The organism is Bythopirellula goksoeyrii, assembly GCF_008065115.1.
In the GTDB taxonomy this organism is placed as follows: Bacteria; Planctomycetota; Planctomycetia; order Pirellulales; family Lacipirellulaceae; genus Bythopirellula; species Bythopirellula goksoeyrii.
Genome location: NZ_CP042913.1, coordinates 5,132,952 through 5,146,306 on the forward strand (window position 1 = coordinate 5,132,952; position 13,355 = coordinate 5,146,306).

Sequence of the window (13,355 nt, forward strand, 5' to 3'; positions counted from 1 at the left end):
TTTACGACCAATCCTTCCAACTACAACTAGGCAGCTAGTACCAAGTCACATGGAAGTCCATTTAGCAAGAAGTGTTAGGAAAAGCGGTTAAATGTCCCGCAATTCTGCTATCCGACGGGACAAAGTCTTTCTTGTCGAACTTCGAATGGGTATCATTGACGACTATGCATAAGCGGTGTGCCCCTCTCCCCTTCCATTCTGGTTTGCGAAATAACCGATGCCTAAACTCCTGTCGATTGACGATGATCGCTCAATCCATCACTTAATCCGGCGTGCTCTCGAAGAGCTTGATCTCGATATTTCCTCGGCATCCACGGCGGAGGAAGCACTTGCAAGCGCCGAGCAGTCGCCTCCCGATGTGGCAGTGTTGGACGTCGTGCTTCCCGACATGTCGGGGATGGACCTTTTTGCGAAGCTTAAAGAGCTCGATCCACGCATGCCGGTCATTATTGTTACGGCTGTCGATACCAGTGAGATTGCCATCGAAGCGATGAAGTTGGGGGCGTTCGACTACCTTCCCAAACCGATCGATGTCGAGCGGCTACTCTGCATGGTCGAGCAAGCATTGGAATCGCGGCGGATGATGACCGTGCCGGTTGCTATTGACCAATTGCTCACCCCTGCCGAGAAACACGATGCTTTCGTCGGCCGCAGTGAATCCATGCAGCATGTATTCAAGGCCATTGGGCGCGTGGCAGCCCAGAATGTCACGGTCCTCATCCGTGGCGAAAGTGGTACGGGGAAAGAATTGGTTGCTCGAGCCATCTATCAACATGGCTCCCGTTCAGATGGCCCGTTTCTAGCCGTGAATTGTGCGGCACTGTCTGAGACTTTGCTCGAAAGTGAACTCTTTGGTCACGAGAAGGGAGCTTTTACAGGAGCCCACAGCCGACGCATCGGGAAATTTGAACAATGCAGTGGTGGCACCATCTTTCTCGATGAAGTAGGCGACATGACTCCTGCGGTACAGGGTAAGGTACTTCGTCTGCTCCAGGAACAGAAATTCGAACGCGTCGGCGGAAATGAAACGATTGAAACAGACGTGCGGCTGATCTCAGCCACGAACCGCGACTTGGAAGAAATGTGCCGTCACGGCGAGTTCCGCGAAGACCTTTATTATCGACTCAACGGTTACACAATTGAATTGCCCCCACTTAAAGACAGGGGCGAAGATCGAATTCTCTTGATTGAGCACTTCCTGGCGCGACTTGCCAAGGAATTGGACAAGGAAGTCAGTGGCATAGCTCCTGATGCCCAAGCCGCACTGCTTGAATACGACTGGCCAGGAAATGTACGTGAACTTGAAAGCGTGCTACGTCGGGCATTGCTCTATTGCTCGGGGACGGTATTGCTCGAATCAGCACTCAACAAGGAGTTGCTAAAAGCCAGTACTTCGCCTGCGACCGACTCGAAGGAAGCCCCTACCCCTAACGACGACGGCTTGGCGAGGTTTATTGAAAGTCGCATTGAAGAGGAGAGCTCGGATCTCTACGCCGAAACATTGGCAGAGATGGAAACTCAATTGCTGACGATTCTCCTACGCCACACCGAGGGCAATCAATCAGAAGCTGCACGTATTTTGGGAATAACGCGCGGCAGTTTACGCAATAAAATACGCTCGCTAGGGATTTCTATTGACCAGGTAGTCACCGTCGCCGAAGAAGATCGGGAAGTGCCCGATAACAAACCTGATACAGTGCCTGCTGGACAGTGTTGATCGGTCCAAAGAGGGGACAGCGCCCATCGAGTCGTGCGGACCAAATTCTTATCTGCGGTGCCCACCCTACTCAGAGATTTCACCGTCGTCCAATTCAGCCTGCAAGTGCTCAGCAAGCTCAGAGGCTGCATGCGAAAGGGCAGCAATCTCCTTCTCGGGCATCAAGCCCACACTTTTGCGCGCAGCCAAGGTGGTCGCATCGGAAGCCTCGATCACTTCCGTTGCATCAAAGTTTGACGCCAATCCCTTCAGGCTGTGGGCGGATCGAGCCAGCGAGATGGGATCCCCCGCCTCAGCAGCATCCTCAATGCGATCAAGGAGAATAGTATAGTCCTCCAAATAGAAGCCGATCATATCTCGCAATAATTCGCGGCTTCCTCCAAGGCGTTCAAGAGCGGCATTCAAATCATAATCTGGCATATCGGTTCGGTGTTGTTGCTTCACGCTGCTGGCCTCATACGTGGATTTCATGTCCGACTTTTCCTTTCCTCCGCTCACCCCATATGGCTACGAGTCATACGGTATAACGGATTGCAGGATTTCGGTACCATGAACTAGATTCTACATTCTCCGCTTCAAGCAATTCTCCACGGAGAACTCGTATCTTTCGCGGAGCTTCAATCCCTACGGAGACATTTTTTCCTCGCACATGCAAAATCCGTATCTCAATTCCCAACTCTGGTAAATTAATCGATTCTTCTGACTTTCTGGAAAGAACGAGCATACTGAGTCCTCCGTAACTTATGTGTCGATAGTTCCTCTGTAAATAGACGACTTACTGGGCGAATCTCATACCTAATTGCCGTATTTAGTATTGTGCGTGCGGCCTCTGTTTATCATTTTACCTCTCCAAAAAAGTGCCAAGGGGCGCTAATACTTGCGATTGATCGAAAAATATCTTGAGTGCAACTAAAAGTGGAACGGCCAATAATACCCCCCCGATTCCCCAGAGCCATCCCCAAAAAAAGATGGCCAACACAACCATGACGGGATTGAGGCTGATGGTTCTACCAAGCATCGCCGGTGTGACGAAGTTGGCTTCTAAGGCGTTAAGACTGACGTAGACCAATGGAGCCAACGCAGCTTGTCCAAGATTGTTGAACGCGGTGATTCCTTCTAGAAACACGATAAATGCTCCTAAGGCTGATCCAGCAAACGGAATGAAGTTCAACAGAGCCCCCATCACACCCCAAAGAACTGGATTTGGCAAATCGATCGCCCACATGCCGATGCCAATAGCGACACCCAAGCCCACATTGATCGCAGAAATAGTGAACAGGTAGTTTGCCATGCGTTGCTGAACTTCCCGTGAAAGCTCCACGACCCGCCGTTTATCCCTAAATGTCGGCATCAATTCGACAAGCTTTTCTAGGAATCGATCTCCTCCGGCCAGCAGGAAAAAGAGAAGGACGAACATAATCACTGAACTGGCGACAAACCCTCCCGTTAGGTTTAGCATATTGCCGAGTTGGGGTTGCACTTCTTGGACCTTAATCGGTTTATCGCCTGAACCACTCGTAATTTCGTCGATCTTCTTACTTGCTTTGTTGAGGTCGCCTAACGGCTTTTGCAGCGGCTTGAGATTTTCCGTTAATCGGGCATAGTAGCTCGGCGAATTGAATTGAGCGATTCGCTCATTGGCCGGTTCCCACAGCAACCACACACCTAGGGCAACCGTCGTCGCGAAGGTTACTAGTATGAGTGTCGCACTGGCGACCGCCGGAATGTGGAAGTGTTGTAAGCGTAAAACAATGGGCTTGAATACCAGATTGAGCAACACGGCCAGCGTTATTGGGAACAGAATCGAGCGAGTAAAGTAAATCGTATAAAAAACAGCCAGAACGGCTAAAGTGGCGAGCAACGCATCTTTGATGTCCCAGCTCCGAACAGCGCTAGCTAACTCTTCTTTGGTATCGGAAGAATCGCCGGAATTCGGTGCCGCAGAAGCGTGTAATTCTACTGTTCCATTCACGCCATTTTCGCAACGCTCTTGAGGCGGGTTCGTGGTTGAAATAACAGGCATTAAAGCACCTGAGGACGATCCGGGAGCTAGGGAGGTGTCAGCGACTGATCAAGTAGGTGCAAAGATAGGGCCAGAATCGATCATCCCAACACGAGTTTGGCCAGTTTTTCCACTCCGTTTAGGAATTCGTCCCTAGCTTAGCGGTGAATGCGGATTGGAAACCGACAAGATTTTCTCCATAGAGTGCGGGTCCTACCTAGATAAGTCCTTCCAGCAATTCATTTTACGACCGAAAAGTGGTCTGATTTTGCCCACCGTGGGCGTCGCGAAACCACTCCGATTATGAGTATGAATCGTCATGAAATGAATGTAAGAGCTGGAAAGCCTATGTAATAAGATGCCGATCAGGCGGCGCGCAAATTGCACCTGTTATGTTTATGATAGGAAATCCGGGGCGTGCTATTTGGCCCGGCAGGGGGTGAAAATGCTAAATTGCATTACCTTTCCAACGACATTAACCAAAAGGAGTCTGCAGTGGCAACTCAAGAACAACTAACCGGCAACTGGAAGCAACTCAAAGGGCTCATCAAGGAGCATTGGGGACAGTTGACCGACGATGAATTACAGGAAGTCCAAGGCGACCTTGATCAACTCGTAGGATTGATTCAACAAAAGACAGGTCTAGCCAAAGCAAAGATACAGAGCGTTGTTGAAGATCTAAGCGAGCAATGCACCGGTGTGTTTGGTCATGCGAAAGAAGTGGCGCGAGAATATATGGGACAAGCGAATGAGTCCGTAAGCGACGCCGCTGAACAGATGCGCGAGCGAGTTCGCGAAGGCTATTCCGGCGCTGAGCAGTTAGTACAGCGTCGTCCTGCTGAATCGGTGGCGGTTGCCTTTGGTACCGGTTTGATTGCGGGAGTTATCGTTGGCCTAGTGCTTCGGTCACGCTAAAGAATTGAAATTGCCGCTATCACTTCCCGCCAACATTTATGGAGATAGGAGTAATCATGCCTCCCCAAGCAACAAAGAATAAAACAAGTACTCGACAGGAATTCAGTTCCCATCAGGATGAATGGCAGCATTATGCTGCGCAAGGTGCGGACCGAATGCAGGAGATTGTCCAAGACAACGCCGGCAAGTCGATGCTGATCGCCTTAGCCTCAGGCTTGGGTGTTGGTATTCTGATTGGAACAGCGATCGGTGGTTCGAGACACTCCTCTCGCTGGTGGGATCGGTCGACCGCCGAGGGACTGGGACAGAGAATCCTGGAGAAATTCGAAGGCATTGTGCCTGCTGCGATTAGCGAGCGAATTCATCGATAGTCTTTGTGAACCCAGTTCGAGATTTGAATATGTCGTCTGATCCCCATCAGGAAGATATCCAGCAACGCATGGAAGCTGTGCGTACCTCGCTCGATCTCGATGTTGAGCGGGTGGCTTTGAGCGTGCGCGAGAAGACCGATTGGCGATATTACATCCGCAGTTATCCCTGGCTGTCTCTTGCAGCGGCAACAACAGTGGGGTATTTGCTCGTGCCTCGCAAGGAAAAGAGAGTGGTAGCTGATGCTGATGCCCTGGCCCAGTTGGCGAAACAAGAAAAACTTTACGTAACTCAACAATCGCATGTGAAGCCCGACAAGAACTCCTGGGGAAATCAGTTAATAGCACTCGCATTAGCGGCAGGTTCGCGAACTGCCGTCAACTATGTATCCAATCTTGTGAACCAATCCATGGAGAAGCGAGCTAAGGAAAACGATTTATCGAGCGAATCCGGCGATCGAGTCTATGCAGGATCACGACCAAAATAGGGCTTTAGAAATACTCCTGACGTTAGGCTGATCAATGAATACCAACCGACTACATGGTGATCGAACTGAGAGTTCCTGGGCAGTGGCACTCCCCGAGGCAAAGGGCGAGTCCAATGACTACAGGAGTTCGGAATCATCCTCGATGCACCCTTGGGCTCAACGTATTGAAAGTTTTTTGGCGGATCATCCTCAATCCGCAGTTGCAGTAGCAGTGGCAGTAGGAGTCGTACTAGGTTGGCTAGGGAAACGAAAATGAATAATAGCAATGGAGCTTCAGGAAAAGCGTCACAGCCTCATGTGACTAAGAGCTTTTCTAAATTGGCGCACGATGCCATCGAACTGGCTGAACTTCAGGTCAAGTTGTTTAAGCTTGACTCCCGCGACGCTGGGCGCGACATGCGTGCCACCATGATTTTGTCTGCCATAGGACTTGTGCTGTTACTCGCCTGCCTACCTGTAGTTCTTCTTGCTGGTGCGGAGGCCTTGGTTGAATACTCCCAGTGGTCACATTTTGAAGCCTTAAGCATAGTGGCTGCGGGCAGTCTCGTGTTGTGTGTCATTTTAGGGGCTATTAGTTGGTGGAAGCTCAAAAAAGGACTCACCTCCTGGCAACGCTCGAATGAAGAGCTGAGTAGAAATGTCGCCTGGCTAAAGTCAACACTTTCGAACAACAGTCAAGCGACGTCAAAGACTCAAGCTGCGACGTCTCGAATTTGAGCTGCAGTCCAATTACTTCGATCCTATTTTACATTCCATCATTATTTGATTAACACCTAACTATCCAACAAGCAAGAATAAGAGAGGATACCATGCCTACGGCAACATCTCGCACAAAGTCACAGACCAAGAGTTCCGCTGCTTCCCAGCGGTCTGGGACGCAACACACAAGTGAATTGCAACCCACGGTCGACTTGGTTGAATACGCCAAGACCTACGCCCGAGAGAAGCCTGAAGTGGCGGCACTCTGGTGCCTTGGCATCGGCTTCGTCCTTGGATGGAAACTGAAACCCTGGTAAGTCGTCCTAGCTCAGCCTTCCAGCAGCGACAGAGGTTCAGCACCAGCGTCGCGCAATAACTTTGCAGCGGTTTCTAGTCGGTTTGGTTTGGCATCGCTGGGTTCGACTGCTATCAAGATCTTGCCTTCGGTGACCGCTTGATCGTAATAATCAGCCGCTTCTTTGTCGAAGCCGCGATCGACCATCATTCCTGTTAAACCGCCGACGGTGCCTCCGGTTAATGCACTTGCCAGTGAGCCGGCGATGACAACTGGTATCCCGGCGACGGTTGCCAATCCAGCGGCTGCTGTTAACCCACCCAAGATACCTCCCAGTAAGCTTCCAGTTGCTGCCGCGTTGGCTGAGGTGGGATCTCCTTCTTTCGAAACTGGCGATGGAAAGTGTTTCTGCTGCAGTTCGTTGCTGCAAATAACGGTTAGCTCTTCTTGAGTGAAGCCAGCATCGGTTAGCGAATTGAAGGCTTGCTCTGCTTTCGCGAGCGTCTCGAATACTCCGGCACGAACCGGACGTTCTTTCTCTTGAGATGTTTTATTCATAGTAAGTCTCCTGGTTTAGAAGGTCTGCTCATTGCTAAAAGCCAAATGCCAATAGCTTAACTTCTATAATGTAGCAAGATCGACAATTCGTAAACCTGCTCCACGATACGATTTGTACTTCACCTTGCTTTCCAAGTCACGGATGGGCATGGATCGACCCATCAAGTGTGTAAACAAAGTCTTAGACGCCTAATAGAAAGATGTCATGGCCCAAGTTCACAGCAGACATCGCGAGTCAGGTATTAGTAAACGCAGCCTGTTCTTGCATGACCTCTTTAACGAAAAGGCCAAGTTTCATAGGTTTGCTTTCCATACTGGTGACTATCATAGTTCGCCCTAGAAATCGCAACCACGCACAAACAATAAAATGAGGATTATTGGCAACGGCAGGCCAATTAACCAACCAAGCAATGCATACTTCACTTTTCCAGATGGGTTGTTCGATTTCCTAAGCATCTTTTTTCCTTCCTAACAGTAGTAGAAACATATCATTCTCAAGCTTACCCCTATCCCTATGTAAGCATTACGCGTGCCGGGCTGACATTTTTTGACACAAACACTACTTTATTAGGTCATCTGCTCTATTTGGCCATGTATCTCACAAGCCATTCCTACTGCGGGGGTCCCTAGAACTCTTGGCCCCAATACGACCAAATTGGTAGTCGGACCGCCAGGCTACAGGTGGATATAGTGAAAGCGACAAAGTTGCGCTATGGGGATCGCTGTCTTTGTCAAGTTAAATCATCTCACAGGTAAAGTGTGGGCACCCCCCTCTTGAACGGCGCAGCTTTTGCAGAATGAGTTTGTATGGAGACTGGGGCCCGAGATTGAGATGAGTCAACGCCAAATCACAGGCGGTCGGTATGACCGCACTTCAAAACTATCAACCTGGAGACGACATGATCGGCACTATTCTCTTGATAATTCTGGTACTGCTCTTACTCGGTGCCATGCCGGCGTGGCCTCACAGCCGCAATTGGGGATACGGGCCATCTGGAGGCCTCGGATTAGTATTGGTCATACTTCTCGTGCTTGTATTGATGGGAAGGATATAACGCTCCCCGACGTTTCCGCTTGCTGCTTGTAGTCGATTTGTTAATCACTTCACCAATTATTGGAGAATACTATGAAAGTCATTCGTAGCTTTGCCCTGAGAATCTCTGCCGCATGTTTGTTTGCTGCCACCATGGTAGCGATCAGCGGATGCGAGCGCAAAGAGAAAGTTCTGGATATCGAAACCCCTGGTGGCGAAATCGAGGTAGAACGTGACCCAGAAACAGGTGACACCGATGTTGAGGTCAACACGGATGACGATCCGAATCAGATCACTCCGTAGGGGCATCTGTCTACCTTTGAAGTCATTAAGTTTCAGTCGAAGGGCGAACCGGTAAGGTTCGCCCTTCTTCGTTGTGCCTATTTTAGTATTTGTCACACCACAAAATCACAGCGACGAATTGGCACTCTGTCACTTCTTGTGCAAGCATTCTAGATTCATTCGAACTTCCCCTTCCTCTTTGTATTGGCCGTCTCAAGACCAGACTGACTTCAATGGGGACAGACATACTTCTTTGTTCAGTTTGTCTGCGGCACATATAGCCGAGTACTAATAAAGAATTATTTGGCATGTGATATGCAGTTACTCATCTTGCGAACTTCTTCGCTTAAAAGACACCGGATCGAGGGAACAAACCATGAAGTTAGATAATCTTCAAAAACTATACGTGCAAGAATTGAAAGACCTCCATAGTGCTGAAATGCAGTTGGTAGAGGCTCTACCTAAGATGGAATCAGCGGCAACAGATTCGAATTTGAAGGAAGCTTTTCGCAATCATTTGCAAGAGACAAAACAACACGTCTCTCGACTAGAAGAGATCTTCAAAGAACTTGATTTTGAGCCGGGTGGTCACAAGTGCGCCGCTATGGAAGGTTTAATCAAAGAAGGCGCAGAACTTCTCAACGGAGATATTCCTCCTAAAGTTCGGGATGCCGCCCTGGTTGGTGCAGCTCAGCGGGTGGAGCACTATGAAATGGCCGGCTATGGAACAGCACGAGCTTATGCTGAGAAGCTTGGCGAACACAAGGCGGCGGATGTGCTGCAGAAGACGCTCAACGAAGAAGGTCATGCCAACCAGCATCTGACGCGGCTAGCTGAGCGGAGTCTCAATTTCCTCGCAATGACGAAGTGAGCTGTAAACAGCCTTACGGCGATGCTGTTGGTGCTCGTGTTGAGTTCATTACACTCACCGAACGATGCGAAGGGATTCTGAGATGACTACCGATATCCGTGTGACTTATGAACCAACAGTGTTAGCCGAGAAAGTTAAGAATTCCATCGACAAACTTGGGTATCCAGAATTGAAGAACATTCGATGTCGAGCACATCAGTCTGATATTCATCTGCAGGGACATCTCGCTTCTTACTATCTCAAACAAGTCGTACAAACCATCGCTATAAAAGTACCGGGAGTTCACAAAGTAATCAATGACATCGAAGTGAGTTTCCCGAAACCAGAATCAACGTCCCATCAGCGTTGAGGGGACATACGTTGAAGACCGTAGTTGCCATTGAGGCCATCTACATACTCGTGAAAGGAGCAAGACATGAATTGGGATCAGATTAAAGGACAATGGAAAGAAACGAAAGGCCAAGTCCAACAGAAGTGGGGCAAGCTTACCGACGATGACCTTGATGTCATCGACGGAAATCGCGAGGAATTGGCCGGCAAGATTCAGCAGCGATACGGTATCGCCAAAGAAGAAGCTGAGAAACAAGTGGAGGAATTCCAGAACTCCTGTAGTTGCTAGAACGCACAACAACGAATAATCGTTGTTGGAATCTATTCACACAAAACTTGGTTATGGAGATAGGAAACATGAGATATCGATCTATTACTGCCGCTCTAGCGGCAATGGCGCTACTTGTTGCAAGCACCTCTGTCGTTGATGCACAATCTACGACAACAACCCGCGATGCCCGCCAATCAAACCGAGCAAACGATATGCAAGGTAAGACTGTGAGAGCGAGCGAGATCATTGGCATGAATGTCTACAACCCGCAGGGTGAAGATTTGGCCGAGATCAATGATGTTGTTCTCGATCCCAACACAGGCAAGGTCCGCTATGCCGCAGTAACCTACGGTGGTGTCCTGGGTATCGGTGACGAAATGTTTGCCGTTCCTTGGGAGGCCTTCGAATGCACCGTGGATCCTGATGATCCGGATGATCATCGCCTGACACTCGATGTGTCTAAGCAACAACTTGAAGGAGCGCAAGGGTTCAATCAGGATAACTGGCCTAATTTTGCTGACCCCAACTTTACTAACGATCTCGATAGGCGATATCGAGTGAGTCGCAATCCCGATCGAAATAGGGGAAGCAACAATGGGCTCAACCGCAACGGTCTGAATACCGACCGAGATCGCAATGTGGACGTCAATGTCGATCGGAATGGTGTGGACGTGGATGTCGATGGCAATCGACAAAACCGGGCGCAGTAAACCACCCATAGGATGGTGAAGAGGAGTTTGTGTAAGGAAACCAAGCCGTCGCGGATTATGAATCCTTCATAGTTCGCGGCGGTTATTTACTATTCTGGACACCTCTTTGGTTGGCTGGTAGCTCAGCGAAGCACTCGCACTAATTCAAGAACAGGAGCCTATTCCATGTCACAAGTTCACTGCTCGGCAATTCTACTCTTAGGACTTTGTGGAATGCTCTATTCTCCTACTCTGATGGCGGAACAGAGCGGTGAGCAAAAGCAATCTGTTCCGCAAACCTACATGCCAGTCATAGATCAAGATTTTGACGCAACCCGTCAGAAAGACTCAGAGAATAAACCGTCGGTCATGGAACGTCAGCAGAACCTGCTCGATAGTCGTTATGATTTGAGCGATAAACCTAGCGAAGAGAAAATGTCCGGCGGGCGAAAATCTGTACAAGAAGGTGTGCGTGTCAAGCTGAAAGAGGGAACGAGTTGGACAGATCTTGGAAAAATGGCCCCCCAGCAAATTCGCGAGCGAGGGCTTTTTCCGATGGGATTTCGTCCCCTGCCCCACGCAAAGCACTCAACTGGCGGAATGGTTTTCCCCAAGAATCAAATAGACAAGATTCAAGAGGCCGAACATCGCGACTTGCAACGATTTGACGTCGATTTCGATCTTCCGGATCACTTAACTCCTGAATATCCACCCCCCATGTTTCTCAGCAGCCGTCCTGACTTAGGAGATGTGTCGGAGGGGGAGGTTCTCACGATCAAGAACTATTACCGCTTGCTAAAGGGCAAGGTCACTCCTGTACAAATGGAAGGAATGAGACTGCTCTTGACCCCGTTTCCGCAGCAACAGTTCAATCAAACAGATGATCGCAAAGTTGCTACCGCCCAGCTTGGAGTAACCTGCCTCGATTGTCATGTAAATGGACATACCAATGCGACTTTTCACCTGAACCCCGATACCCGTCCTCAACAGAATCGATTTCGCATCGATACGGTCAGCCTCCGTGGGATGTTCAATCAATTGATTCATGGATCCAAGCGATCGCTCCGATCGGTGGAGGACTTTACCGAGTTCGAGCAGCGTACGGCCTACTTTGATGGTGATCATGTGACCGCTGCTAAGAAGGGCGTACATTTACCAGATCGCTCGGACCAGGTCGCTATGATGGCTCAAATGCAGAACATGCTTGACTTCCCTCCCGCTCCAAAAATGGATCGACTTGGTCGGTTAATTCCTGAAAAGGCAACGCAGCAAGAGCTAAGAGGTGAAGAACTCTTCTTCGGTAAAGCAAATTGTTCCCAATGTCATCCGGCACCTTTTTATCTCGACAACAAGATGCATGACCTGCAGGTTGGTCGATTCTACGAACCGGAGATGATAAGCGATCACTACGATGTTGCAGCTGGGCCAATCAAGACTTTTACTCTTCGCGGAATCAAAGATTCCCCGCCGTATCTCCATGATGGCAGATTGATGACGCTCGATGACACAGTGGCTTTTTTCAATATAATATTCTCGTTGCAACTTGACCAAGATGAGCAGCAGGCGTTAGCAGCTTTTATGCGTTGCTTGTAGCAGCTAAAGTCGTTCCCTGGGGAATTCGGTTTGGTAAATGAAAACGAGAGTGAATTGCGAAACTCGGCGATTATAGTTGCGCTCGTGGCGGTTACTATTGTCATACTTGGTGCCTTCGCTTCGGCACTTGTTTTGGCCTCTGAAATCTGTCTTATTCTCTTCCTGGGCGTTTTGTTTGGTGTTTTCCTGACGCGATTGAGTCGTCTGTTGGCGCGATACACACCACTTGCTTATGCTTGGAGCTTGGCGGCGGTGACCATTGGGTTAGTCCTCGGAGCCTTTGGACTCGTCACGCTGTTCGGTGTTCAGGTCAATTCACAGATTATGGAAGCTATAGATTATGCTGACGAAGGGATAAAGGAACTCCGTGACTTGGCCGATCGATATCCCACGATCAAATCTGTTTTACATTCGACACCTTTTGCGCGCCAATTGATAGACGACGAGTCTGCAGAGCAATCTCGTGAAGAAACTGAGAAAGATGAAGATTCGACTTCCGACGAGCAACGCGAGTCTGATTCGGCAAAGAATTCGTCGAAGGCAAAAGAGATGGAGCAGAATGCAATCCGAAACACTGCACAGAGAGGCATAAAGGCGGTCGCAGGTATCTTTCGATCGAGCTTCGGGCTGTTGGTCAATGGTTTACTGATTTTCTTTACAGGCGTGTTTCTAGCCATCGATCCTGCCATGTATCGCGATGGCTGTGTCAAACTATTCCCCAAGCAACGCAGGGAACGAGCTCGCGAAATCATGGATCAGATGGGAGAAACCCTCTGGCAGTGGCTTCTTGGTCGATTCGCTACGATGGCGATCACTGGGGGAGGGGCAGGATTGTTGCTTTGGGCTCTTGGCATTCCGATGGCCTTTACCTTGGGAATCATAACCGCTCTGCTATCGTTCGTTCCCAATATCGGACCTGCCGTGGCCTTAGTTCTAGCAGTCTTGTTTGCGCTCCCTCAAGGAGGAACGACTGTCTTGTATGTCGTTGTAGGCTACATTGCATTGCAACTGATCGAAAGCTATGTCATCACCCCCGTAATACAACAGAAACAAGCTGCCCTCCCACCGGCATTGTTACTCTCTGTTCAGGCACTGATGGGAGTCGTTTTCGGATTTCTGGGTACCGCGGTGGCATCTCCCTTATTGGCAGTGGCAAAAGTAGGGATTGAGGAGGTCTACATCAAGGATTTCCTTGAATCCTCTGAGAACAGCTAAGTTCGCGTGGAGGGTCCAGTCTCTTTTTC

General features: G+C 49.4%; 18 protein-coding genes. 14 read left to right on the forward strand and 4 right to left on the reverse strand.

Annotated features, from left to right (window positions below; genetic code table 11):
• Positions 1-217 precede the first annotated feature (217 nt).
• Positions 218-1,717 carry a sigma-54-dependent transcriptional regulator gene (locus Pr1d_RS20215; protein WP_148075212.1) on the forward strand — a complete coding sequence of 500 codons (1,500 nt, stop codon included), beginning with the start codon at positions 218-220 and terminating at the stop codon, positions 1,715-1,717.
• Positions 1,718-1,783: 66 nt separating this feature from the next.
• Here Pr1d_RS20215 and Pr1d_RS20220 read toward each other — a convergent pair whose 3' ends face one another.
• From Pr1d_RS20220 to Pr1d_RS20230, 3 genes are all read right to left on the reverse strand, one after another.
• The gene (locus Pr1d_RS20220) at positions 1,784-2,188 is read right to left on the reverse strand and encodes an Hpt domain-containing protein (RefSeq protein WP_148075213.1); all 405 of its coding nucleotides are present in this window, start codon (positions 2,186-2,188) and stop codon (positions 1,784-1,786) included.
• A 43-nt stretch (positions 2,189-2,231) separates the two neighbouring features.
• Positions 2,232-2,441, reverse strand: a complete 210-nt coding sequence (locus Pr1d_RS26780; protein WP_148075214.1) for a carbon storage regulator — start codon at positions 2,439-2,441, stop codon at positions 2,232-2,234.
• A 117-nt stretch (positions 2,442-2,558) separates the two neighbouring features.
• Positions 2,559-3,740 (reverse strand): AI-2E family transporter, encoded by a 1,182-nt coding sequence (locus Pr1d_RS20230; RefSeq protein ID WP_148075215.1) that lies wholly within the window; start codon positions 3,738-3,740, stop codon positions 2,559-2,561.
• 474 nt (positions 3,741-4,214) lie between these two features.
• Here Pr1d_RS20230 and Pr1d_RS20235 point away from each other — a divergent pair, with 474 nt between their 5' ends.
• From Pr1d_RS20235 to Pr1d_RS20255, 5 genes are all read left to right on the forward strand, one after another.
• Complete coding sequence (locus tag Pr1d_RS20235) at positions 4,215-4,634, forward strand: CsbD family protein (RefSeq protein WP_168205374.1); 420 nt, start codon at positions 4,215-4,217, stop codon at positions 4,632-4,634.
• Positions 4,635-4,690: 56 nt separating this feature from the next.
• Positions 4,691-5,005 carry a hypothetical protein gene (locus Pr1d_RS20240; protein ID WP_148075217.1) on the forward strand — a complete coding sequence of 105 codons (315 nt, stop codon included), beginning with the start codon at positions 4,691-4,693 and terminating at the stop codon, positions 5,003-5,005.
• Positions 5,006-5,034: 29 nt separating this feature from the next.
• Positions 5,035-5,490 (forward strand): hypothetical protein, encoded by a 456-nt coding sequence (locus Pr1d_RS20245; protein ID WP_148075218.1) that lies wholly within the window; start codon positions 5,035-5,037, stop codon positions 5,488-5,490.
• 252 nt (positions 5,491-5,742) lie between these two features.
• Complete coding sequence (locus Pr1d_RS20250) at positions 5,743-6,207, forward strand: phage holin family protein (RefSeq protein WP_148075219.1); 465 nt, start codon at positions 5,743-5,745, stop codon at positions 6,205-6,207.
• A gap of 92 nt (positions 6,208-6,299) precedes the next feature.
• Positions 6,300-6,506: a hypothetical protein gene (locus Pr1d_RS20255; protein WP_148075220.1), complete on the forward strand. Its 207-nt coding sequence runs from the start codon at positions 6,300-6,302 to the stop codon at positions 6,504-6,506.
• Between the two features lie 11 nt (positions 6,507-6,517).
• On the opposite strand, the gene Pr1d_RS20260 is transcribed toward Pr1d_RS20255, so the two are convergent.
• A complete protein-coding gene (locus Pr1d_RS20260; RefSeq protein WP_148075221.1) occupies positions 6,518-7,042 on the reverse strand; it encodes a general stress protein in 525 nt (174 codons plus the stop codon).
• Positions 7,043-7,905: 863 nt separating this feature from the next.
• Here Pr1d_RS20260 and Pr1d_RS20265 point away from each other — a divergent pair.
• The 8 genes from Pr1d_RS20265 to Pr1d_RS20300 all read left to right on the forward strand — a co-directional run bounded on the left by Pr1d_RS20265 (position 7,906) and on the right by Pr1d_RS20300 (position 13,326).
• Positions 7,906-8,097: a DUF3309 family protein gene (locus Pr1d_RS20265; protein WP_238476547.1), complete on the forward strand. Its 192-nt coding sequence runs from the start codon at positions 7,906-7,908 to the stop codon at positions 8,095-8,097.
• Positions 8,098-8,168: 71 nt separating this feature from the next.
• On the forward strand, positions 8,169-8,378 hold the full coding sequence (locus Pr1d_RS20270) for a hypothetical protein (protein WP_148075222.1): 210 nt from the start codon (positions 8,169-8,171) through the stop codon (positions 8,376-8,378).
• 355 nt (positions 8,379-8,733) lie between these two features.
• Positions 8,734-9,228 carry a YciE/YciF ferroxidase family protein gene (locus Pr1d_RS20275; protein WP_148075223.1) on the forward strand — a complete coding sequence of 165 codons (495 nt, stop codon included), beginning with the start codon at positions 8,734-8,736 and terminating at the stop codon, positions 9,226-9,228.
• Between the two features lie 82 nt (positions 9,229-9,310).
• On the forward strand, positions 9,311-9,577 hold the full coding sequence (locus Pr1d_RS20280) for a BON domain-containing protein (RefSeq protein WP_168205375.1): 267 nt from the start codon (positions 9,311-9,313) through the stop codon (positions 9,575-9,577).
• A gap of 66 nt (positions 9,578-9,643) precedes the next feature.
• Positions 9,644-9,847: a CsbD family protein gene (locus tag Pr1d_RS20285; protein ID WP_148075225.1), complete on the forward strand. Its 204-nt coding sequence runs from the start codon at positions 9,644-9,646 to the stop codon at positions 9,845-9,847.
• 68 nt (positions 9,848-9,915) lie between these two features.
• Positions 9,916-10,539, forward strand: a complete 624-nt coding sequence (locus Pr1d_RS20290; RefSeq protein WP_168205376.1) for a PRC-barrel domain-containing protein — start codon at positions 9,916-9,918, stop codon at positions 10,537-10,539.
• 165 nt (positions 10,540-10,704) lie between these two features.
• Positions 10,705-12,111, forward strand: a complete 1,407-nt coding sequence (locus tag Pr1d_RS20295; RefSeq protein ID WP_148075227.1) for a cytochrome B6 — start codon at positions 10,705-10,707, stop codon at positions 12,109-12,111.
• A 30-nt stretch (positions 12,112-12,141) separates the two neighbouring features.
• Positions 12,142-13,326 carry an AI-2E family transporter gene (locus tag Pr1d_RS20300; RefSeq protein ID WP_148075228.1) on the forward strand — a complete coding sequence of 395 codons (1,185 nt, stop codon included), beginning with the start codon at positions 12,142-12,144 and terminating at the stop codon, positions 13,324-13,326.
• The last annotated feature ends 29 nt before the right edge of the window (positions 13,327-13,355 follow it).

Bases quoted from the DNA above. Each gene is read 5' to 3' on its own strand.
- Pr1d_RS20215 (WP_148075212.1), top strand. From the start codon at position 218: ATGCCTAAACTCCTGTCGATTGACGATGATCGCTCAATCCATCACTTA.
- Pr1d_RS20250 (WP_148075219.1), top strand. From the start codon at position 5,743: ATGAATAATAGCAATGGAGCTTCAGGAAAAGCGTCACAGCCTCATGTG.
- Pr1d_RS20240 (WP_148075217.1), top strand. From the start codon at position 4,691: ATGCCTCCCCAAGCAACAAAGAATAAAACAAGTACTCGACAGGAATTC.
- Pr1d_RS26780 (WP_148075214.1), bottom strand. From the start codon at position 2,441: ATGCTCGTTCTTTCCAGAAAGTCAGAAGAATCGATTAATTTACCAGAG.
- Pr1d_RS20275 (WP_148075223.1), top strand. From the start codon at position 8,734: ATGAAGTTAGATAATCTTCAAAAACTATACGTGCAAGAATTGAAAGAC.
- Pr1d_RS20245 (WP_148075218.1), top strand. From the start codon at position 5,035: ATGTCGTCTGATCCCCATCAGGAAGATATCCAGCAACGCATGGAAGCT.
- Pr1d_RS20290 (WP_168205376.1), top strand. From the start codon at position 9,916: ATGAGATATCGATCTATTACTGCCGCTCTAGCGGCAATGGCGCTACTT.
- Pr1d_RS20295 (WP_148075227.1), top strand. From the start codon at position 10,705: ATGTCACAAGTTCACTGCTCGGCAATTCTACTCTTAGGACTTTGTGGA.
- Pr1d_RS20265 (WP_238476547.1), top strand. From the start codon at position 7,906: ATGACCGCACTTCAAAACTATCAACCTGGAGACGACATGATCGGCACT.
- Pr1d_RS20230 (WP_148075215.1), bottom strand. From the start codon at position 3,740: ATGCCTGTTATTTCAACCACGAACCCGCCTCAAGAGCGTTGCGAAAAT.
- Pr1d_RS20220 (WP_148075213.1), bottom strand. From the start codon at position 2,188: ATGAAATCCACGTATGAGGCCAGCAGCGTGAAGCAACAACACCGAACC.
- Pr1d_RS20270 (WP_148075222.1), top strand. From the start codon at position 8,169: ATGAAAGTCATTCGTAGCTTTGCCCTGAGAATCTCTGCCGCATGTTTG.
- Pr1d_RS20255 (WP_148075220.1), top strand. From the start codon at position 6,300: ATGCCTACGGCAACATCTCGCACAAAGTCACAGACCAAGAGTTCCGCT.
- Pr1d_RS20285 (WP_148075225.1), top strand. From the start codon at position 9,644: ATGAATTGGGATCAGATTAAAGGACAATGGAAAGAAACGAAAGGCCAA.
- Pr1d_RS20280 (WP_168205375.1), top strand. From the start codon at position 9,311: ATGACTACCGATATCCGTGTGACTTATGAACCAACAGTGTTAGCCGAG.
- Pr1d_RS20260 (WP_148075221.1), bottom strand. From the start codon at position 7,042: ATGAATAAAACATCTCAAGAGAAAGAACGTCCGGTTCGTGCCGGAGTA.